This is a genomic window from Clostridium chauvoei, from assembly GCF_002327185.1.
Lineage (GTDB): Bacteria > Bacillota > Clostridia > Clostridiales > Clostridiaceae > Clostridium > Clostridium chauvoei.
On record NZ_CP018624.1, the window covers coordinates 19,878 to 41,312 of the forward strand.

Sequence of the window (21,435 nt, forward strand, 5' to 3'; positions counted from 1 at the left end):
AAAAATTCATGTGCAATTTTCAGAGAACATCTGAAACATCTGGTGATGATGGCGTAGAGGAAACACTCCTTCCCATTCCGAACAGGAAAGTTAAGCTCTACAGCGTCGATGGTACTGCATGGGAGACTGTGTGGGAGAGTAGAACGTTGCCAGGTCATTTTGGGGGTATAGCTCAGTTGGGAGAGCACTTGCCTTGCACGCAAGGGGTCAAGAGTTCGAATCTCTTTATCTCCACCAAGTAAAAGCTACGATGATATCGTAGCTTTTTTTGTTATATAAAAACTTAAATTGATAATAAAAAATATAGTGTTATTATTTTTATATATGAATTTTATATAGATATAGGTGAGATTATGTCATTATATAGAGTAAAACAATTTTTATGGGCAATAGAATCAAATTTTAAAAGAATAGATTATGATTATTTAAGGAAATATTTAAATAGTGATGAAATTAAACTTTTTGATACTTTAAAACATAATGATAAACATCATTGTATAAGAGTATGTAAAGATTCTATTTTAATGAAGGAACAAGAGAATATAGATGTAGATGATTTTAAGCTTGCTAAAGCTGCATTACTTCATGATATAGGGAAAAGTAAGTTTAAATTAAATATATTTGAGAAGTCTATTGTAGTTCTTTTAGATAAAGCAACTAATGGAAAAATTAATAAATACGATAATATAAAGCAAATAGATATTTATTATAATCATCCTAAAATTGGAGAAAAAATTTTAAGAAAATATAATTATGATGAAGAGTTTTTACAGGTTATAAAACAGCATCATAATTATAATTATGATAATAACAATAAAATTTTAGAAATAATAAGTAAATGTGATAATAAAAATTAGAAGAGAGGTGGTTAGATGCGGTCTATACAAAGAAGAGAAGAAATAATGAAATTGTTAAAGGCAAGTAATTCAGCCATAAAAGGAATGGAATTAGCGAATAGATTTGATGTTACTAGACAAATTATAGTTAAGGATATAGCTATTTTAAGAGCTGCAGGAAATTCCATTATAGCAACTCCTGATGGATATATTTATAATGTTAGTAATAATAAAGTAAAATCGATAGTTGCGGTAAATCATAATACGAATGAAACTATAAATGAATTAGAGACTGTAGTTAAATATGGTGGAATAATAGAAGATGTTATTATAGAACATCCTTTATATGGGGAAATTAGAGGTAATTTAATGATAAAGAATCTTAATGATTTAAATAAGTTTGAACATGAGTTTATTAATAAGAACATTAAACCTTTATCTAACTTAACTAATGGGGTTCATTTACATACTATATCTACAGATACAGAGGATGATATGAAGTCGATAAAGATGGAGTTAAAAGAAAAAGGTTTTTTACTGTAAGTAAAGTCAGGAGGTATTAGGGGTATGGATTATGATATTCTTATATTAGGTGGAGGAATAATAGGGTGTTCAGTAGCTTATGAATTATCTAAATATAATTTTAATATAGCTGTTATCGAAAAGGATTATGATATTGCAGATGATATATCATTTGTTAATACATCTGTTGTTTATGACGGATCTGAAACATCGGATAATATAATGGCTGGATTAGAGTATATTGGGAATTTAATATTAGAAGATACATGTAAGAAGTTTAATGTTCCATTTAAAAATATAGGAGCATTAAGAGTTGTTAATGATGAAAATGGTGTTAAGAAACTTGAAGAAATGTATGCTAGAGCAAAAAATAGAGGCATAGATGGTGTTAGGTTAATAGATTCGGAAGAGGTATATAGTATTGAACCTAATATAAATACAAATATAAAAAAAGGATTATACTCAGAGAATGTAGCTATAGTTGCCCCTTATGATTTAGCTATTGCTTATGCTGAAGTTGCCTCTGATAATGGGGTTAATTTTAGATTAGAGGAAGAAGTTTTAAATATTCAAAATCTAAGTAAGGGTTTTAAGGTTACTACGAATAAAAATAAATTTTCTTGTAAGGTAGTTATAAACACAATACCTAATGAGATATATATACAGGAAAATGGGATAGTTGAAGAAAAGAATTCAGAAGTAAGTGAAAATGAATTTAAAAATATGAGCTATTTATTAGTAGCTGATAATTACAAGAATAAATTAAATAAAATTGTTATAGAAACTTTAGATAAAAATACTTTTGTATTAAGTACTCCTACAACAACAACGGGTTCATTGATAGGAATTAAAAGTACTGAAAAAACTAGTTTAGATGATAACTTGGATTATGTAAATAATCTACTTATAGGATTAGATAAAAGTAATATAAATAATTTATTTAGAGAAAGTTATGATAAAGATTCTATTTTAATTGATGATAGTGAAATTAAAAGAGGTTATATAAGAGTTACAGGAACACACTATGGAAAAATAACCATGGCACCAGCTATAGCAAAAATGCTTTGTGATACTTTAACTAATAATTTAAAATGTACTTTAAAGAAAAATTTCTTAGACAAAAGAAGATATTTTTATAAATTTAGAGAGATGGATAGAGAAGAACTTAATGAAGTTATAGCTCTAGATGAGAGATATGGGAAAATTGTTTGTGTTTGTAATAATATATCTGAAGGCGAAATTGTTGATTGCATAAGAAGACCATTAGGAGCTAGAACGGTTGAGGGTGTAAAAAGAAGAACTGGAGCTGGATTTGGTAGTTGTCATGGTTCATATTGTTATGAAAAAATAATAAATATTTTAGCTAGAGAATTGGATAAAAAGGTTACTGATATTGTAGATGATTCAAAGGAGTCTAAAATAATATCCAGTAGAATAAAGGAATTTGACGGAGTATAAGAAAGTGGGGTAGCTATGATGGAAAAGGAGATTTTTACTTCTATTGTAAGAGTAAAAGGGAGTGAAAAATATAAAGTGGTCCCTATAAAAAGTAGTGAATTTGTAGATAAGGCTTTATGGGTAGAGTTATCTAAAGTATTAAGTAGAATTTATGTTAATATACCTATCCAATCTGGTGATATTATATGCAAAAATATACTAAATACAGGAATTGATATAATTTGTACTAGAACTTTAGAGAGAGAATAATTTAAAAAAATAAGTCAATAATATAAATAAGAATAAATTAAATACGAGTAAAATATTGACAAGTTACCTATAGTATAATATATTAAAGTTAACTAAAATGTAATATTAAACCTATGAAGAGGCTAGTAATAGTATTATTTGTTTTAAGAGAGTCGATGGTTGGTGTGAATCGATAGCAAAGTATTATGAATCCACCTTGGAGGGACTGTGATGAGCAGTACGGATTTAACCGTTATATTTTTTAAGAGGATAGTATAATATTATATTATCAATTAGGGTGGCAACGCGGAGTCTTTCGTCCCTTTTATGGGATGAAAAGGCTCTTTTTTATTTTGAAAAAATAATATTCAAGTATCAAGAGAGGAGATATATAAATGTTAGATTTAAAAAGAATTAGAAATAATCCAGAAGAAATAAAAAAAGCATTAGCTAATAGAGGGGAAGATTTTCAAGAATCAACTATAGATGAAATAATAGCTTTAGATGAGCAAAGAAGAAATATATTAGTTGAAGTTGAAGCATTAAAAAGTAAGAGAAATCAAGTATCAGCAGAAATACCTAAATTAAAAAAAGCTGGTAAAGATGTTACAGCAATAATGACTGAAATGAGAGAGCTTGGAGACAAGATAAAAGAAGATGATACTAAAATATCAGAAATAGATGAAAAGTTAGAGTATATAATGTTAAGAATGCCTAATATACCAAATCCTCAAGTTCCAGAAGGTGAAACTGACGAGGACAATATAGAAATTAAAAAATGGGGAGAGCCAACAAAGTTTAACTATGAACCAAAGGCTCACTGGGATTTAGGAACAGATTTAAATATATTTGATTTTGAAAGAGCTGGTAAGATTACAGGATCAAGATTTACTATATACAAAGGTTTAGGAGCAAGATTAGAAAGAGCTATAATAAATTATTTCTTAGATAAGCACACCTTTGAAAATGGATATGAAGAAGTATTACCTCCATATATGGTAAATAGAGAGAGTATGACAGGTACAGGTCAATTACCTAAGTTTGAAGAAGATGCATTTAAGGTTGAGAATAATGGCTACTTCTTAATTCCAACAGCTGAAGTTCCAGTAACTAATATGTATAGGAATGAAACATTAAAGAGTACAGATCTTCCAATTAAACATGTTGCTTATTCAGCTTGTTTTAGAGCAGAAGCAGGATCAGCTGGTAGAGATACAAGAGGGCTTATAAGACAACATCAATTTAATAAAGTAGAATTAGTTAAGTTCTGTAAACCAGAAGATAGTTATAATGAATTAGATAAATTAGTAAAAGATGCAGAATCAGTATTACAAGGATTAGGATTACCATATAGAATAGTAAGAATATGCAAAGGTGACTTAGGATTCACAGCAGCATTAAAGTATGATATAGAAGTATGGATGCCAAGTTATAATAGATATGTTGAAATATCAAGTTGTTCAAACTTTGAAGATTTCCAAGCTAGAAGAGCTAATATAAAATATAAAGAAACTCCAAAAGATAAACCACAATTTGTTCATACATTAAATGGTTCAGGAGTTGCTATAGGAAGAACCGTTGCAGCTATATTAGAAAACTATCAAAAAGAAGATGGAACTGTAGAAGTACCAGAAGCTTTAAGAAGATTTATGAATTGTGATATTCTAAAATAAATTTTAAAAGAGGTTATAGGAAACTATAATCTCTTTTTTACAAAAATTATTTGTTAATTATTGAGTAAAATTACAATATATGATAATGTATATGTGGGTGGTATTAGAATAAACCACACCATTAAATTTATATTTGGTTATTTTTATTAGACAGCTCATATCATTAAGAATGAGACTAAAATAGTATCACATTCTAGCTTAGGAGGTGATAATTATAAAAATCGGATTTATAGGTGCAGGAAAAGTAGGGTTTTCTTTAGGAAAATATTTTATGGAAAATAATATTACTGTAACTGGATACTATAGTAGAAATGAGGACTCCGCATATGAAGCCTCAATTTTTACAAATACAAAAAAATATAATAATTTAGAAGACATCATAAATGAAAGTGATGCTATTTTCATTACTACCCCAGATGGAGAAATTCAAAGGGTTTGGAATGAATTAAAAGAACTGTCTATTCAAAATAAAATGATTTGCCATTGTAGTGGATCATTATCTTCAAATATCTTTTCAAATATAAACAAATATGGTGCTTATGGATATTCAATTCATCCTATGTTAGCAATCTCAGACAAGTATAATTCTTATAAAAATCTCAAAGAAGCTTTTATTACAATTGAAGGACATGATAAACATATAAGTGATTTTAAGAAAGTTATAGAATCATTAGGAAATAAAACAACTGTAATAACGGAAGAAAATAAGCCTTTATATCATGCTGCTTCCGTTGTTGTAAGTAACCTTGTTATAGGTCTTATTAATAATGGAATTAATTATTTAGAGAAATGTGGTTTTAATGAAGAAGACGCTATTAATTCTTTATATCCATTAATTACATTCAATATAAAAAATATAAAAGAAAAAGGTGTAGTAGAAAGCTTAACAGGTCCAGTTGAACGAGGAGATTTAAATACTATTAAGGCTCATTGTAACTCTTTATATGGTATAGATAAAGAGTTATATAAGATGTTATCTAAAAATATTTTAGAGATTGCAAAAATTAAGAATAAAGATAGAGATTATAAAGAAATAGAAGAATATCTAGGAGGCAAAAAATGAAAAATACAGCTATTACATTTAAAGGTGCGAAAGTAAAAAATGAAAGGTTAACAATGCTTACAGCATATGATTATTCAACTGCAAAAATAATAGATGAAGCAGGTATTAATGGGATATTAGTTGGAGATTCATTAGGAATGGTATGTTTAGGATATGAAGATACTTTATCTGTAACTATTGAGGATATGATTCATCATACTAAAGCAGTATCCAGAGGTGTAAAGAATACATTAGTTGTTGCTGATATGCCATTTATGTCATATCAGACATCAGTTTATGATGCTGTAGTAAATGCAGGTAGACTTATAAAAGAGGGGAGAGCTCACGTAGTTAAGCTAGAAGGAGGAGTAGAAGTATGCGACAAAATAGAAGCTATAGTTAAAGCATCTATACCTGTAATGGCACATATAGGATTAACCCCACAATCTGTCAATGCTCTTGGTGGATTTAAGGTTCAAGGTAAAAGTGAAGAAGCTGCAAGAGAGTTAATAAAGGCAGCTAAAGCAGTAGAAAGAGCAGGAGCTTTTGCTGTAGTTTTAGAATGTGTTCCAGCTAAGCTTGCAGAAATAATAACTAATGAATTAAATATTCCTACTATAGGAATCGGAGCAGGAAATAAATGCGATGGACAAATAATGGTTTATCAAGATATGTTAGGTATGTTTAATGATTTTACTCCTAAATTTGTTAAGAAGTATGCAAAGGTAGGAGATGTAATGAAGGATGCATTTAATCGATATATAGATGAAGTTAGAGATGGTATTTTCCCAGAAGAGTCACATAGCTTTAAAATTAGTGATGAAGTAATAGAAAAACTTTACTAATTAAGGTGTATATTTATGAGAATTTCAGAAAGTATAAAAGATATTAGATTACAGGTTAAAGAATGGAAGAAGGCTGGATTAAGTATTGGATTCGTTCCAACTATGGGATATTTACATGAAGGTCATGAAAGCTTAATAAGAAGAGCGGCAATTGAAAATGATAAAGTGATAGTCAGTATATTTGTAAATCCAATTCAATTTGGGCCTAAAGAAGATTTAGATAAATATCCAAGAGATTTAGAGAGAGATAGCTGTATATGTAAAGATGCAGGAACGAATTTGATATTCTATCCTAAAAAAGAAGAAATGTATTATGATGATTTTGCTACTTTTGTTGATATTAATGGGTTAACAAAAGAATTGTGTGGTAAAAGCAGACCAATTCATTTTAGAGGGGTTTGTACAGTGGTATCTAAACTATTTAATATAGTATCAGCAGATAAAGCATATTTTGGGGAAAAGGATGCTCAACAATTAGCTGTAATAAAAAGAATGGTAAGAGATTTAAATATAGATATAGAGATAATAGGATGTCCAATAGTTAGGGAAAAAGATGGACTAGCTAAGAGTTCTAGGAATACTTATTTATCACTAGAAGAAAGAAATGCAGCAACTATAATAAATAAATCGTTGAAAATTGCAAGAAATAAATTAAATAATGGGGAAAGAAGTGCTAAAGCAATAAGGGATATAATAAAAGAAAATATAGATAAGGAACCGTTAGCTAAAATAGATTATATTGAAGTTGTTGACAGTATATCTATGGAAATTGTAGAAGAAATAGATAGAAATGTATTAGTAGCTATAGCAGTTTATATAGGAAAAACTAGGTTAATAGATAATTTTACATTTGAAGTTTAATTGGAGGGGCAAAATGAAATTAAATATGTTAAAGGGAAAGATTCATAGAGCAACAGTAATTCAAGCCGAATTAGATTATGTTGGAAGTATAACTATAGATGAAGAATTATTAGAAGCAGCTGGAATATTAGAGTATGAAATGGTTCAAATAGTTGATATAAATAATGGAAGTAGATTTGAAACATATGCTATAGCAGGACAAAGAGGATCTGGAATGATCTGTCTTAATGGAGCAGTAGCGAGATGTGTTCAAGTTAGAGACAAAATAATAATAATGAGTTATTGTCAATTAGAGAATGATGAAGCTATAGATCACAAACCAAAAGTAGTTTTTGTAAATGAAGAAAATAAAATAAGTAGTGTTACAAGATATGAAAAACATGGACAATTATCAGAGTAAATTTTAACTTTAGATAGGTAGTTATAGAAATATAGCTACCTATTTTAAAAAATATATAATTTTTTTATATAAAGTGTTGACATAATTAATAGGTGCTGATATAATAATTTTTGTCGTGAGACGTGGAAAGATGGTCGAGTTGGTTTAAGGCACCGGTCTTGAAAACCGGCGTACCTTTGCGGGTACCCAGGGTTCGAATCCCTGTCTTTCCGCCATTTTTTTGTCAAAAATTAATGGTCGAAAAATAAATAAAAAAACAAAAAAATATTTAAATATATGTTGACAGTTAAAAAATACGTTGTTATAATAATAACTGTCGTAAGACGTGGAACATGGAAAGATGGTCGAGTTGGTTTAAGGCACCGGTCTTGAAAACCGGCGTACCTTTACGGGTACCCAGGGTTCGAATCCCTGTCTTTCCGCCAGTTTTATATTTAATATAATGTAAGGCACATGGAGAAATACTCAAGTGGCTGAAGAGGCGCCCCTGCTAAGGGCGTAGGTCGGGCAACTGGCGCCCGGGTTCAAATCCCGGTTTCTCCGCCAAGAACATCTAACTTAGGTTAGATGTTTTTTTTGTATTTAAATTTTAAAAAATAAATAATATAATTGTATTAATTAACAAAAAGGGTAGAGAGGAAAGGCTATATGAAAATAACGATCAAAGATGTAGCAAAAGAGGCAAATGTATCTCCATCAACAGTATCTAGAGTATTATCTAATAGTAATAGGATAAGTGAAGAAACTAAAACAAGGGTTAATAAAGCTGTACAAAAACTTAACTATACACCAAATATTATTGCAAGAGGATTAGCCAATAATAGAACTAAAATATTAGCAGCAGTATTACCACAAAGTGCAGAGGGGTTATTTGAAAATCCATTTTTTATTCAAGCAATGAGAGGTATGAGTATATATGCTCAAAAGGAAAATTATTATATAATGTATGCCTTTAAAGAAGATGACAAAGATGATGAAGTGTGGATAAGAAGATTTATTGATAGCAATTTAGTAGATGGAATATGTCTTTTAAATTCTAAAGAAGATGATAAGTGTATAAAGTATCTAAAAGAGCAATCAGTAGATTTTGTAGTAATAGGTAGACCTGAAGAAGCAAGTGATGTTTTATGGGTTGATAATAATAATGTTAAGGCAATGAAGGATCTTGTATGTCATTTAATAAAAAAGGGGCATAAGAGAATAGGCTTTATGGGTGCCAGAGGAAATTTAAATGTTTCTATAGATAGATTAAAGGGGTATCAAGAAGCATTAATTGACAATGGTATTAAGATAGATAGTAATTTAATTATGGATTTAAAAAATTTCACTGAAGAACAAGGATATAAAGGAGCTAAGTCATTATTAAGTATAGTAGAACCTACAGCTATTGTAACAACAGATGATTTATTAGCTTTTGGAGTACAAAAATATTTATTAGAAAAAAATATTACTACAATTGATTTAGTTGGATTTAATAATTCACCGTTATCTAAATATCAAAATCCACCATTATCATCTGTAGATATTAATTCAAATAAACTAGGATATTATGCTGCTAAGTTATTAATTGATAAACTAGAAGGTAGAATTGATGGCGTATCAAATTATATAATTGAAACAGAATTAATAGAAAGAGAATCAATTAAAAAATAAATTTTGCAAAAACTGTGCAAACGGTTGTATAATGAATATTATATTAAGCTAAATAAAGATAATTTAAGATTAAAAGTAAATTTAAATTTTATAAACGATTTTATCAATGATATACTATATAGTATAGAAATGAATATATATTAAAATATATGTAAAGGTATGTATGGAGGTAAACATGAATAAAAAATTTGTAATTGGTGTTGATTTAGGTGGGACTAAGATTTATACAGCTTTAGTTGATTTAGAAGGAAATATAAAAAAAGAAATAACAATTAAAACAGAAGCTGAAAAAGGCGAAGTTGCAGTTTTAGAGAAAATATTATATACAATAGATACTGTATTAGAAGGTACAGATATAAATGAAGTTAAAGCTATAGGGGTTGGATCACCAGGACCTTTAGATGTAGAAAAAGGACTAATAGTTTATACTCCTAACTTACCATTTAAAAACTTTAATATAGTTAAACCAATAAAGGATAAATATAAGGTAGATACTTATTTAGATAACGATGCTAATGTTGCAACTTTAGGTGAGTTCATGTTTGGAGCTGGTAAAGGAAGCAAGAACATGGTATTTATAACTGCTAGCACTGGAATAGGCGGTGGTGCTATATTAAACGGAAATTTATTTAGAGGTAGCACAGCAAATGCTCTAGAAGTTGGACACATGACAGTAATGCAAGGTGGTCCAAGATGTGGCTGTGGAAATACTGGTTGTGCAGAAAGTTTAGCATCAGGAACAGCTATAATGAAAAGAGCAAATGAGGCAGTAGCAAGTAATGCAAATACAAGTTTAAAAAACTATGATAAGGTTACAGCAAGAGAAGTATTTATAGAAGCTGAAAAAGGAGATCTTGTAGCTAAAGATATATTAGATAATGCATTATCATATTTAGGTATTACAGTAACTAATGTAGCAAATATATTTGACCCAGATATTATAGTTATCGGTGGTGGAGTAAGTAATGGCGGAAGAATCGTCTTTGATAAAATTCAAGAAGAAATGAATAGAAGATGCTTAAGAACTATAGCTACTAATTGTAAAGTTGAAAAAGCTGTTTTAGACAGTAAAGCAGGTGTTTTAGGAGCAGCGGCTTTAGCAATATTAGAAAGTAAATAGGATAAATAAGAGTTCAGTATAATACTGGACTCTTATTTTTACGTTAATATGAAAAATATTGAGAAAATAGATGTTACAAAGACTTAATAGAGAGAGTTTATATTCAATAAATTGGAAAAATGTTGAATGTGGGTGTATTATTCAAGTAGAAACAAGTATAAAGGGGTTGGGATAATGATTTTTGGAAATAAAATGTATTTGAGAAGTGTGGTTAAAGAGGATATAGAGGCTTTATATAATATTTGTACAGACAAAGAAGTTTTGAAATATAATTATGGTTCTGTAGGAATTCCATCAAAGGGAACTATTATGGATCAGTTTCAACATTTAAATAGACCTAATAGAGAAGAATTAACTATAGTAAATAATGATAGACAAGTTATAGGGTATGTTTATTACAAGGAAAATAGGTACACTATAGATACTTATTCAATAGGGATTACAATAGGACGAGCTTATTGGGGAGATGGGTATGGAAGAGATGCGACAATACAATTATGCAAATATTTATTTTACAAAAAGAAAGCTCATAAAATAGAATTAGAAGTAGTTAAGGAAAATGCTAGAGCCGTTAATTTCTATAAAGAACTAGGTTTTATAGAAGAAGGAGTTAGAAGAAGTAAGTATTATTTAAAGGGAGAATATTTGGATACTATAGTAATGGGTATGCTAAGAGCTGAATTTAAATTATAATTACGGTAATAATTAAAGTATATTAATAATTAGGAGGGTGGATATGGGAATAAGATTTATATTTGGTAGATCAGGAACTGGGAAAAGTAAATTTTGCTTAGAACAAATAAAAAAGAAAATAGATAATGGGAGTGATAGAAAGTTAATTTTATTAGTTCCAGAACAATATACCTTTGATACACAAAAGAAACTTTTAGATATGGTTGGTGAACCAGGTTTATTAACATCAGAAGTTTTAAGTTTTAAAAAAATGTCACATATGGTATTTGATGAATGTGGTGGACGTACAAATATAAGAATGCAAGATACAGGAAAAAATATGTTAATTTATAAGTTGCTTAAGGATAGAGGCGAAGAACTTGAATACTTTAATAGAATGTCAAAGCAACAAGGATTTACAGGGATAGTATCAAAAGCAATAACTGAATTTAAAAATTACAACATTTCCCCGGAAATGTTAGAGGAAAATGATATAGATATAGAAGATGAAGAATTAAAAAAGAAAATTAAGGATTTAGGTTTATTATTTAGAGAATTTAATGATACTTTGCATAAGAATTATATAGATGCAGAAGATGAACTAATACTACTTACAAAAAAGTTAAAGGATTGTAATTTATATGATGACTCAGAAATATGGATTGATGAGTTTATAACATTTACTCCACAACAAATAGAAGTTATAAAAATGTTAGCTAAAAAAGCTAAAACTATAAATATAACTTTATGTTGTGATAATTTAAGTCAAGGCTCTACAAGTGATGAAACTGATGTATTTGATATAATAAAAGGCACTGAGAATAAGGTTTTAAAAATGATGCAAGAAAATAATATTGGATATATGGAGCCTATAAATTTAAATAAAGGATTTTCTTATAGATTTAAAAATAGTAAAGAAATTCAGCATATAGAAAAACACTTTTTTACTTATCCTTTTAAAGAATATAAAGAGGATGTAAAAGATATAAGAATATATAAAGCTAACAATAGTTATGATGAAATTGAAGCAATAGCAAAGGACATACTAAGATTAGTTAGAGATAATGATTATAGATTTAAAGATATTGCAGTAGTATGTAGGGAAATAGATAATTATGAAAAAATAACTTCTGTAATATTTAATGAGTATAATATTCCATATTTCTTAGATAAGAAAAGAGATGTATTAAATAATCCATTAATAGTTCTTATAATATCAGCATTAGAAATATTAATAAGTAATTGGTCTTATGAAAGTGTATTTAAATACTTAAAAAGTGGACTTATAACTATAGATTCTAATTATATAGATATACTAGAAAACTATGTATTAGCTAATGGAATAAAAGGTTACAAGTGGACTGGAGAGTTGATAATACAAGACGAAGCAACACAAAATGAAATATTAATAACTGAAATAATGGAAGAGGTAAGAAGACCTTTAATTAATTTACATAACAAAATTAAGGGTGATAAGAAAGTAATAGAGTTATGTACATCTTTATATGAGTTTTTAGTAGAATTAGATGTATTTAAGGTTATGGAAATTTGGCTTGAAGAGTTTGATAAGCAAGGCTTACAAGATAAAATAAAGGAATATAATCAAGTTCCTGCTATGGTTATGGATATGTTAGATCAAGCTGTTGAAGTATTAGGTGATGAAGTTGTAGATATTAAAGAGTTTACAAAAATATTAGTTTCAGGATTTGAAGAAAAAGAAATAGGAGTTATTCCTATGTCATTAGATCAAATTAATATTGGTAATATTGATAGAATAAAAGGAAGAGAAGTTAAGGCTTTATATATAGTTGGAGTAAATGATGGAATTTTCCCATCTGCAAATAAAGAAGAGGGTATTTTATCAGATAGAGAGAGAAATTTACTTAAGGAAAAAGGTATAGAACTAGGCGTAGATACTAAGAGTAGAGCCTTCCAAGAACAATTTATGGTTTATACAGCCTTAGCAATACCATCAGAATATTTAATGGTTACCTATCCTATGGCAGACTTTGAGGGGAAATCATTAAGACCATCTATAATAATTCCTAGGATTAAAAAGATATTTCCAAGGTTAGAAGAAGAAAGTGATATATACAACAAGGGATTAGCTAAAGATAAATTCAATAAAATAACAGCACCTACTCCAACTTTTAACGAACTTATATCAGCTTTGAGAATGGATTTTGAAAAAGAAGAAGTAGAAAGTTATTGGGCAGAAGTATTTAAATGGTTTGAAGAAAGTGATGAGTTTACTGACAAGATAAAAAGAATGTTTAATGGGTTAAATTATTCTAATTTAGTTGAAAATATGCCAAAAGAAAAAATAAGAAAGCTTTATGCAAGTGATAGTGGAAAGCTTATGTTTAGTGTTTCAAGAATAGAAAAGTATTCACAATGTCCTTTTGGATATTATGTTCAATATGGATTAAAGGCTAAGAATAGAAAGGTATATGAATTTACAGCACCTGATTTAGGGTCTTTTATGCATGATATATTAGATGACTTTACCAATAAAGTTAAAGATGAAAAAATAGCTTGGGCAGATTTAGATAAGAAAAGATGTAAGGAAATTATAGGACAGTTAATAAGTAGAAAATTAGCAGAGGATTCAAACTCAATATTAAATAGTAATAAGAGATATATGTACTTTGCTGATAGATTTAAAAGAACTATAACTAAATCAGTTATGGTAATTGCTGAACAAATGAAAAGAGGCGAGTTTGAAGTATTCAAAAATGAATTTTCCTTTGGAAACTTCAAAGATGGAGAACCTATAAAAATAGATTTACCTTCTAAGGACACTGTTTATTTAGTTGGAAGAGTAGATAGAATAGATACCTTAGAGATGGATGGAAATACATATCTAAGAATAGTTGATTATAAATCAGGAGCTAAGAAGTTTGATTTAAATGAACTTTATTATGGACTTCAAATACAACTTTTAGTTTATTTAGATGCATTACTTAAGAATTCAAAGTATCTTTTAGAAAAGCAAGCCATACCTGGTGCTATACTTTATTTTAAAATAGATGATCCAATAATAAAATCTAAAAAGGAATTAGAAGAAGCAGAAATACAAAAGCAAGTTTTAGATAAATTAAAAATGAATGGATTAGTATTAAAAGATGCTAAATTAGTTAGGGCAATGGATAAAAATATGGAGACATATTCTTTAGTTGTACCAGCAGCATTTAAAAAAGATGGTGACTTTACAAATAAAAGTTCAGTAGTTACAGAAGAGCAATTTAGAATATTGAGGGAATATGTTAATAACAAAATGATTGAGATTTGTGAAGAAATGTTAAGTGGAGCTATAAAAATAGAACCTTGTAAAACTAAACAAACTAATTATTGTACTTATTGTGATTATTCATCTATATGTCAATTTGATACAGGAATAGAAGATAATAAGTATAAGGTTATTTTAAAGAAAGATAATGATGAGCTTTGGCAATCAATGAGAGATAAGGTAGCAGATATTAAAAAGGAAGGTGAAAAGTAACTATGGGTGAAACTAGATGGACTAAAGAGCAATTACAATCAATAACTACAAGGAATTGTAATCTTTTAGTAGCGGCAGCAGCAGGATCTGGTAAAACTGCTGTATTAGTAGAAAGAATAATAAGGATAATAACAAATGAAGAAAATCCTATAGATATTGATAGACTATTAGTAGTTACTTTTACATCAGCAGCTGCTGCTGAAATGAGGGAGAGAATAGCAGCTGCTATTTCTAAAGCATTAGAGGAAAATCCTAATTCTAAGGTACTACAAAGACAATTAACATTATTAAGTAGGTCTAATATAACAACAATGCATTCATTTTGTTTAGATGTAATAAAAAATCATTTTCATACAATAGATTTAGATCCTAGCTTTAGAATATCTGATGAAACAGAAAATACTTTATTAAAGCTTGAGATTATAAATGAATTGTTTGAAGATTATTATGAAGAAGAAGATAAGGATTTTAAAAACTTACTAGAATCTTATAGTGGTTATAGAGATGATGAAAAGTTAAAAGATATAGTTTTAGATTTATATAGATTTTCTATGAGTGGACCTTGGCCAGAAAGGTGGTTACTTGAAAAAGCAGAGGAATTTAATATAAACACTTTAGAAGAATTAAATAATACTGAATGGATAAAGGTATTAAAGGATAATATAGCTGTTGAAGTAAGTGGATATTTAAGCATGCTAAGAAAGGCTGTAGATATAATAAACGAAACTGAAGGGTTAGAACCTTATTTAGAAGCCTTTATAAGTGATATAGAGGCTTTACAGAATGTTTATTATTCTTTAGATGGAGGAATAGAGGATTTATTTAAAAGTTTATCATCAGTGGAGTTTATAAAGCTTAAAGTAGTTAGAAAAAACAAAGTAGAAGATGAAGAAGCACAAAAAAACGTTAAAAATATTAGAGATGGTATAAAGAAAAAGATAAATAAGCTTATAGAAGATAGTTTTTCAATGACACCAGAAGAATCTCTAGATGGTATAAGGAACTCATATCCATATATGAAAACATTAGCTAATATAACATTAGAGTTTTCTAAAAGGTTTGCTGAAAAAAAGAAAGAAAAAAATATATTAGATTTTAATGACTTAGAACATTTATGCTTAAAGATATTAATAAAAGTAGATGAAAATGGAGATATAAAACCTTCAAAGGTATCAGAAAGCTTTAGAGAATATTTTGATGAAGTATTGGTAGATGAATATCAAGATTCTAATAATGTACAAGAAACTATAATAGATTTAGTATCTAGAAAGACTATGGAAAATCCTAATGTATTTATGGTTGGAGATGTTAAACAAAGTATATATAGATTTAGGCAAGCGAAACCTGAATTATTTTTAGATAAATATAATAAATACCCATTAACTGAAGGTGAAATCAACAGGAAGATCCAATTATATAAGAACTTTAGAAGTAGAGAAGAAGTTATAAGTGGTGTTAATTTTATATTTAAAATGGTTATGTCAAAAACAGTTGGAGAATTAGAATATACGGAAGAAGAAAGCTTAAACTTAGGTGCTAGTTATAAAGAAATAAATGAAGATAATGTAATAACAGCAGGACCTATAGAACTTCATATATTAGATAAATCAGGTATTTTAGATGAAGAGGATATAGAGGATTATAGTGATGATAATTCTTCAGAAGAGGAAGAAGAATTAGATGGAATTACATTAGAAGCTAGAATTGTTGCAAAAAGAATAAATGACCTTATAAACCCTAAAAATGGAGAGGTTTATAAGGTAATAGACAAAAGTACAGGAGAATATAGACCTTTAAAATATAAAGATATAGTAATCTTATTAAGAGCAACTAAAAATTGGTCAGAAATATTCTTAGATGAATTAGGTTATGAAGGTATTCCTGTTTATGCAGATACTGGAACAGGATATTTTGAATCTATAGAGATAAGAACTATAATGTCTCTTTTAAAAATTATAGATAATCCAATGCAGGATATTCCTATGATTGCTGTATTGAGATCACCTATTATAGGATTTACAGCAGAAGAGCTTGCAGATATAAGACTTTTAGATAAGGAGAAGTATTATTATGAGATTATTAGTGGAATAGCTAATAGTGAATATGATGTTAATTCTAAATTAAAAGGAAAATGTATTGAGTTAATAAGAAACTTAGAAGTTTGGAGAAAAAGAGCTATATATACTCCTATAGATGAGTTTATTTGGTTTTTATATATGGATACTGCTTATTATGGATATGTGGGAGCTATGCCTAATGGTAAGCTTAGACAAGCGAATTTAAAAATATTATTTCAAAGAGCAAAGCAATATGAGCAAACTAGTTTTAAGGGATTATTTAACTTTATAAACTTTATTAATAAGCTTAGAAAATCTTCAGGAGATATGGGGAGTGCAAAAATTCTTGGGGAAAATGAAGATGTAGTTAGAATTATGAGTATCCATAAAAGTAAAGGGCTTGAGTTCCCTGTTGTATTTACATCAGGAGTAGGAAAGCAATTTAATCTTATGGATTTAAATAATCCAATTTTATATCATGATGATTTAGGATTTGGTCCGGAATATGTGGATTTAGAAAAGAGAAATGCATATAGTACACTTCCTAAAGAAGCAATTAAAAAAAGAATACGTCTTGAAACATTATCAGAAGAAATGAGAATTCTTTATGTTGCATTTACAAGGGCCAAAGAAAAGTTGATAATTACAGGAGCAACTAGTAATTTAGAAAAATCTATATCTAAATGGTGTTCAGCTGCTGCTTTAGATTCAGAGTTAGTATTACCTTCAGAGGTTTTAAAGGGGAAAAGTTATTTAGATTGGATTGGAATGGCTTTATGTAAGCATAGAGATGGAAATCCACTAAGGGATTATATAGGTGCATATAAAGATATAATAACAAATGACTTTTCCACATGGAGTGTACAGTTTTGGAATAAAAACTTATTAACTGTGGATAAGAAAAATGAGTCTGTGGATGAAAGTGAAGAAAGAAAACTGTTTATAACTTCTGAAGTAGAGGTTGTGGATAAAGAAATAGAAAGAAGACTTGGGTATAAATATAAATATTCAGCGTCAGGAACTTTACCAAGTAACATTTCAGTTTCAGATTTAAAAAGAGCAGCTTACGAGGAAGAGGATGAAGACTTAAGAACAGTTAAAATATTTGGTGATAAGGAAGAGTTTAAGCCAAGATTCCTTAAAGAAAAGAAAGGTTTATCAGGATCAGAAAAGGGTACGATAATTCATTTTGTAATGCAAAAACTTGATTTAGATAAAATTAATACTTTAGAGGATATTAAACAGCAAATAGATAATATGAAAGCTAATGAATTATTAACCAAAGAAGAAGCATCAGTAATAGATTGTAATAAGATAAAAGGATTTTTTGATAGTGATTTAGGAAAGAGATTACTAAAAGCCTATTATAGTGAAGGAATGCTTAAAAGAGAATTCCCATTCTTTACAGAGGTTAGTAGCTTAGATATAGATAAGACATTACCTAAAGAAATTTATAAAGATGAGAAAATAAGACTTCAGGGAATTATAGATTGCTTTTTTGAAGAAGAAAATGAAATAGTACTTTTAGATTATAAAACAGATTATGTTGAATTAGGTAAAGAAGAAAGTATGAAGGAAAAATATAAAATTCAAATAGAATATTATAAGAAAGCAATAGAAAAAGTTACAGGTAAAAGAGTAAAGGAAAGTTACTTATATTTATTTTACTTAAACAAAGAGCTAAAGCTATAAGATGAAGGTCATATATGGAAATTCATATATGACCTTTTATTAATTAGTTTTAATGCTATTTTCTAGATATAAAAAAGCTTTATTTAGAAGAATAGCTCTATTATTTAAAGTAGGATTATCTAAGACTAAATTTAATAGATATTCTAATATCTCACCAATTATTTTACCAGGAGTTAAATTAAAATTATTCATTAAAAATTTCCCGTCAATATCTAAATCTTTTATAGATAAAGGTTCTTTATTTTTTAATATATCTTTTACTCTAGCTTCAATAAAATCAATTTTAGCAAGAAAAGGCTCAGGAGCCCATAAGGCTTTTGTATCAGCTCGTTGTAGGTCAAATAATAAATAGATATTTTCCTTTCCAACCTTATTAATCAGTCTTTTAATTTCACCATCAGTAGGTAAATAATTAACATTTAATACAAGATGCTCAGCTATTATTGAACAAGATCTTTTTATAGTATTATTATCAAAGGCTAATTCAGATAATATTTTTTTAGTCATAATAGCACTTTCTTCACTATGCCCAGGAAAATAGCAATGACCATTTTCTAAAAAAGTCATTGTATTTAATTTACCAACATCATGAAATAATGCAGATAACCTTAAAAGTAAGTCATTGTGTGTATTATCTATAACTTTTAAAGTATGTTTAAATACATCTCTATTATGATTATTACAATTAGGAGTATAATTAACTAGTTCATGTATTTTAGGCAAGATTATTTTTAAGATGCCCGTATCTTCTAACATCTCAAAGCCTTTAGATGGATTATTAGAAATAAGAATTTTACAAAGTTCATCTCGTACACGTTCAGAACTAATATTACTTATTAATTTGTGATTTTTCTTTATTGAATTATAAGTATTAACTTCAATTTCAAAATCAAGCTGACAACTAAAGCGTATTGCCCTAAGCATTCTAAGAGCATCTTCTGTAAATCTTTTATCAGCATCTCCTACACATTTGATAGTTTTATTTAATATATCATTTATTCCATTAAAATAATCTATAACTCCAGTGGTTTGATTATAAGCTAGAGCATTTACAGTGAAGTCCCTTCTAGCTAAGTCCTCTTTAATATTTCTAACAAATGTAACTGATTCAGGGTGTCTATTATCAACATAGTCACCATCAGCTCTAAATGTAGTAACTTCATAGGATTCTTTATTTATAATAACAGTTATAGTTCCATGCTGTATTCCTGTAGGAATAGTTTTTTCAAATAGTTTTAGAGTTTCTTCAGGTAAGGCAGAGGTAGTTATATCATAGTCTTTAGGGTTTACTTTTAATATGCTATCACGAACACAACCACCTACCATAAAAGCCTCATATCCATTGTTATAAAAATTATCTATTATAAATTGAACATCTTTAGGTATATAAATATTCATTAATATTAATGCTCCTTTAAATTAAAGTTTATATTAATTATATTAGCATAAATAAGTATTTAGCTTTATATAAATTAAAAGATTACCTATGAAGAAATACATAGGTAATCTATAGAATAAATTTAACAGTTAAATTTAAATATGTCTATTTCAGAATAATACTATTATTAGCTATTTTAAATTAAGTATACTAATGTAAAGTTATTTAATTAATTATTATTTTAGTAGCATTTGGAGTATTGTCATATAACCATTTGGAGGCTTCAACTTCTAATCTTATACAACCGTGAGAAGCTGGAGTTCCTAAAGTTTTATCAACTACCTTGCTTTGATCTTGATTAAAAGGTATTGAGTGGAATAAGTAATCGCCCATAAACTGAACCCAGTACTTTCCACCTTGCATAAATTCCTCAGAGAAGAACCATTCACCTCTACCTGTTATTGCAAAGACACCTTTAGGAGTCTCTTTTCCAGGTAATCCAGTTGAAGAATTAAATGTCTTAACTAAATTCCAATTATTCATTGAACCTTGGTAAACAAAGGTTTTTTGTTGATCTAAGCTTACATAGACAAAATAAGGGGTTTTACTTTCTATATTTAATGTATTTACATTATCAGTAGTAATTGTTTTAAGTATAGCAGTAGATGTATATTCACTATCTTCATTGTTGATATTAGCTAAATATTCATCCTTAACCATTTTAACAAAATGAATTTTGTCTTGTATATCTTTATTATTTTCTCCTAAAATCTTAGTATCATAAGATGATAATAAGTTAATAGCTTTAGTATAATATTTATTAGCTATTAATTCATCAGATTTATCTATTAAATCTGTTTTATATGAGTCTTTAGCTTTTGATATATAATTTTGAGCTAAATCAAAATCGTCTTTATCATCTTTAGAGATACTATTGAAATATTTTAGAGCATTTGAATAATCTTTATTATTTAATGCATCTATACCAAGTTGTAATGATTTATTAGTTGTTTCTGAATTACTTTCTTTATTTGAGATTGAATAATTTTTTTCAAAAGATACAATTAATTTATCTAATGACGAATCTAATACACTATATTTTTTTATTTCATTTAATATAGTAAGTGCTTGGTTATCTGTTATTTCACCAGAATTAACAGAAGTACAAATTTTTTCTACAACACCTGTAAAGTATTTTGTCAAATCTTCATTGACTTTATCTTTGTGTAATTTTATGTATAACCCTTGAGAATCTAATTTTTCTCTTGCAGTATTGAAGTCACATTTATTAAATGCATAATAAAATTCATTTAATTTATTATAATAAGTATTTGAAAGATGTATATTGGTAAAAATACCTAATACAATAAAAAATAAGACTACAGTAATTAATCTAAATATAACTGAAGATTTTTTTCTCTTATTTTTAGTATTAGATTTTATTTTCATTTTCTTACCTCCTTAATAGATAAAGTTGTATATATATAATAATTAAC

The 21,435-nt window shown here is 28.0% G+C and carries 16 protein-coding genes, 4 tRNA genes, 1 rRNA gene and 1 other annotated feature; of the genes, 19 read left to right on the plus strand and 2 right to left on the minus strand.

What is annotated here, in order from left to right:
• The first annotated feature begins 38 nt into the window (after nt 1-38).
• The 19 genes from rrf to addA all read left to right on the plus strand — a co-directional run bounded on the left by rrf (nt 39) and on the right by addA (nt 18,561).
• Nucleotides 39-155 (plus strand): 5S ribosomal RNA (gene rrf / locus BTM21_RS00075).
• A 6-nt stretch (nt 156-161) separates the two neighbouring features.
• Nucleotides 162-237, plus strand: a tRNA-Ala gene (locus tag BTM21_RS00080).
• A gap of 116 nt (nt 238-353) precedes the next feature.
• The gene (locus BTM21_RS00085; RefSeq protein ID WP_021876649.1) at nt 354-857 is read left to right on the plus strand and encodes an HD domain-containing protein; all 504 of its coding nucleotides are present in this window, start codon (nt 354-356) and stop codon (nt 855-857) included.
• 15 nt (nt 858-872) lie between these two features.
• Nucleotides 873-1,379, plus strand: a complete 507-nt coding sequence (locus BTM21_RS00090; RefSeq protein ID WP_079480990.1) for a transcription repressor NadR — start codon at nt 873-875, stop codon at nt 1,377-1,379.
• Nucleotides 1,380-1,403: 24 nt separating this feature from the next.
• Nucleotides 1,404-2,816: an NAD(P)/FAD-dependent oxidoreductase gene (locus tag BTM21_RS00095; protein ID WP_021876651.1), complete on the plus strand. Its 1,413-nt coding sequence runs from the start codon at nt 1,404-1,406 to the stop codon at nt 2,814-2,816.
• Between the two features lie 15 nt (nt 2,817-2,831).
• Nucleotides 2,832-3,065: a DUF1667 domain-containing protein gene (locus BTM21_RS00100; RefSeq protein ID WP_021876652.1), complete on the plus strand. Its 234-nt coding sequence runs from the start codon at nt 2,832-2,834 to the stop codon at nt 3,063-3,065.
• Between the two features lie 104 nt (nt 3,066-3,169).
• Nucleotides 3,170-3,371 (plus strand) — a binding site (T-box leader).
• 68 nt (nt 3,372-3,439) lie between these two features.
• Nucleotides 3,440-4,717 carry a serine--tRNA ligase gene (gene serS / locus BTM21_RS00105; protein WP_021876653.1) on the plus strand — a complete coding sequence of 426 codons (1,278 nt, stop codon included), beginning with the start codon at nt 3,440-3,442 and terminating at the stop codon, nt 4,715-4,717.
• 271 nt (nt 4,718-4,988) lie between these two features.
• Nucleotides 4,989-5,780 carry a Rossmann-like and DUF2520 domain-containing protein gene (locus BTM21_RS00110; protein WP_242944824.1) on the plus strand — a complete coding sequence of 264 codons (792 nt, stop codon included), beginning with the start codon at nt 4,989-4,991 and terminating at the stop codon, nt 5,778-5,780.
• On the plus strand, nt 5,777-6,604 hold the full coding sequence (panB, locus tag BTM21_RS00115; protein ID WP_079480991.1) for a 3-methyl-2-oxobutanoate hydroxymethyltransferase: 828 nt from the start codon (nt 5,777-5,779) through the stop codon (nt 6,602-6,604). Before BTM21_RS00110 ends, panB begins: the two co-directional genes overlap by 4 nt.
• A gap of 15 nt (nt 6,605-6,619) precedes the next feature.
• Nucleotides 6,620-7,465 carry a pantoate--beta-alanine ligase gene (gene panC, locus BTM21_RS00120; RefSeq protein ID WP_021876656.1) on the plus strand — a complete coding sequence of 282 codons (846 nt, stop codon included), beginning with the start codon at nt 6,620-6,622 and terminating at the stop codon, nt 7,463-7,465.
• A gap of 13 nt (nt 7,466-7,478) precedes the next feature.
• Nucleotides 7,479-7,865: an aspartate 1-decarboxylase gene (gene panD / locus BTM21_RS00125; RefSeq protein WP_021876657.1), complete on the plus strand. Its 387-nt coding sequence runs from the start codon at nt 7,479-7,481 to the stop codon at nt 7,863-7,865.
• A 124-nt stretch (nt 7,866-7,989) separates the two neighbouring features.
• A tRNA-Ser gene (locus tag BTM21_RS00130) sits at nt 7,990-8,080 on the plus strand.
• A 119-nt stretch (nt 8,081-8,199) separates the two neighbouring features.
• Nucleotides 8,200-8,290 (plus strand) — tRNA-Ser (locus BTM21_RS00135).
• A gap of 30 nt (nt 8,291-8,320) precedes the next feature.
• Nucleotides 8,321-8,411: transfer RNA gene (locus BTM21_RS00140), tRNA-Ser, on the plus strand.
• Nucleotides 8,412-8,513: 102 nt separating this feature from the next.
• Nucleotides 8,514-9,518 carry a LacI family DNA-binding transcriptional regulator gene (locus BTM21_RS00145; protein ID WP_021876658.1) on the plus strand — a complete coding sequence of 335 codons (1,005 nt, stop codon included), beginning with the start codon at nt 8,514-8,516 and terminating at the stop codon, nt 9,516-9,518.
• A gap of 175 nt (nt 9,519-9,693) precedes the next feature.
• The gene (locus BTM21_RS00150; protein WP_079480992.1) at nt 9,694-10,638 is read left to right on the plus strand and encodes an ROK family protein; all 945 of its coding nucleotides are present in this window, start codon (nt 9,694-9,696) and stop codon (nt 10,636-10,638) included.
• A 174-nt stretch (nt 10,639-10,812) separates the two neighbouring features.
• Nucleotides 10,813-11,331, plus strand: coding sequence for a GNAT family N-acetyltransferase (locus BTM21_RS00155; RefSeq protein ID WP_079480993.1), 519 nt, complete (start codon nt 10,813-10,815; stop codon nt 11,329-11,331).
• A gap of 43 nt (nt 11,332-11,374) precedes the next feature.
• Nucleotides 11,375-14,812: a helicase-exonuclease AddAB subunit AddB gene (gene addB / locus BTM21_RS00160; protein WP_079480994.1), complete on the plus strand. Its 3,438-nt coding sequence runs from the start codon at nt 11,375-11,377 to the stop codon at nt 14,810-14,812.
• A gap of 2 nt (nt 14,813-14,814) precedes the next feature.
• Nucleotides 14,815-18,561 carry a helicase-exonuclease AddAB subunit AddA gene (gene addA / locus BTM21_RS00165; protein ID WP_021876662.1) on the plus strand — a complete coding sequence of 1,249 codons (3,747 nt, stop codon included), beginning with the start codon at nt 14,815-14,817 and terminating at the stop codon, nt 18,559-18,561.
• A 39-nt stretch (nt 18,562-18,600) separates the two neighbouring features.
• On the opposite strand, the gene BTM21_RS00170 is transcribed toward addA, so the two are convergent.
• The gene (locus tag BTM21_RS00170; protein WP_021876663.1) at nt 18,601-19,959 is read right to left on the minus strand and encodes a CCA tRNA nucleotidyltransferase; all 1,359 of its coding nucleotides are present in this window, start codon (nt 19,957-19,959) and stop codon (nt 18,601-18,603) included.
• Nucleotides 19,960-20,164: 205 nt separating this feature from the next.
• Nucleotides 20,165-21,388 (minus strand): L,D-transpeptidase, encoded by a 1,224-nt coding sequence (locus tag BTM21_RS00175; protein WP_021876664.1) that lies wholly within the window; start codon nt 21,386-21,388, stop codon nt 20,165-20,167.
• Between the last annotated feature and the right edge of the window lie 47 nt (nt 21,389-21,435).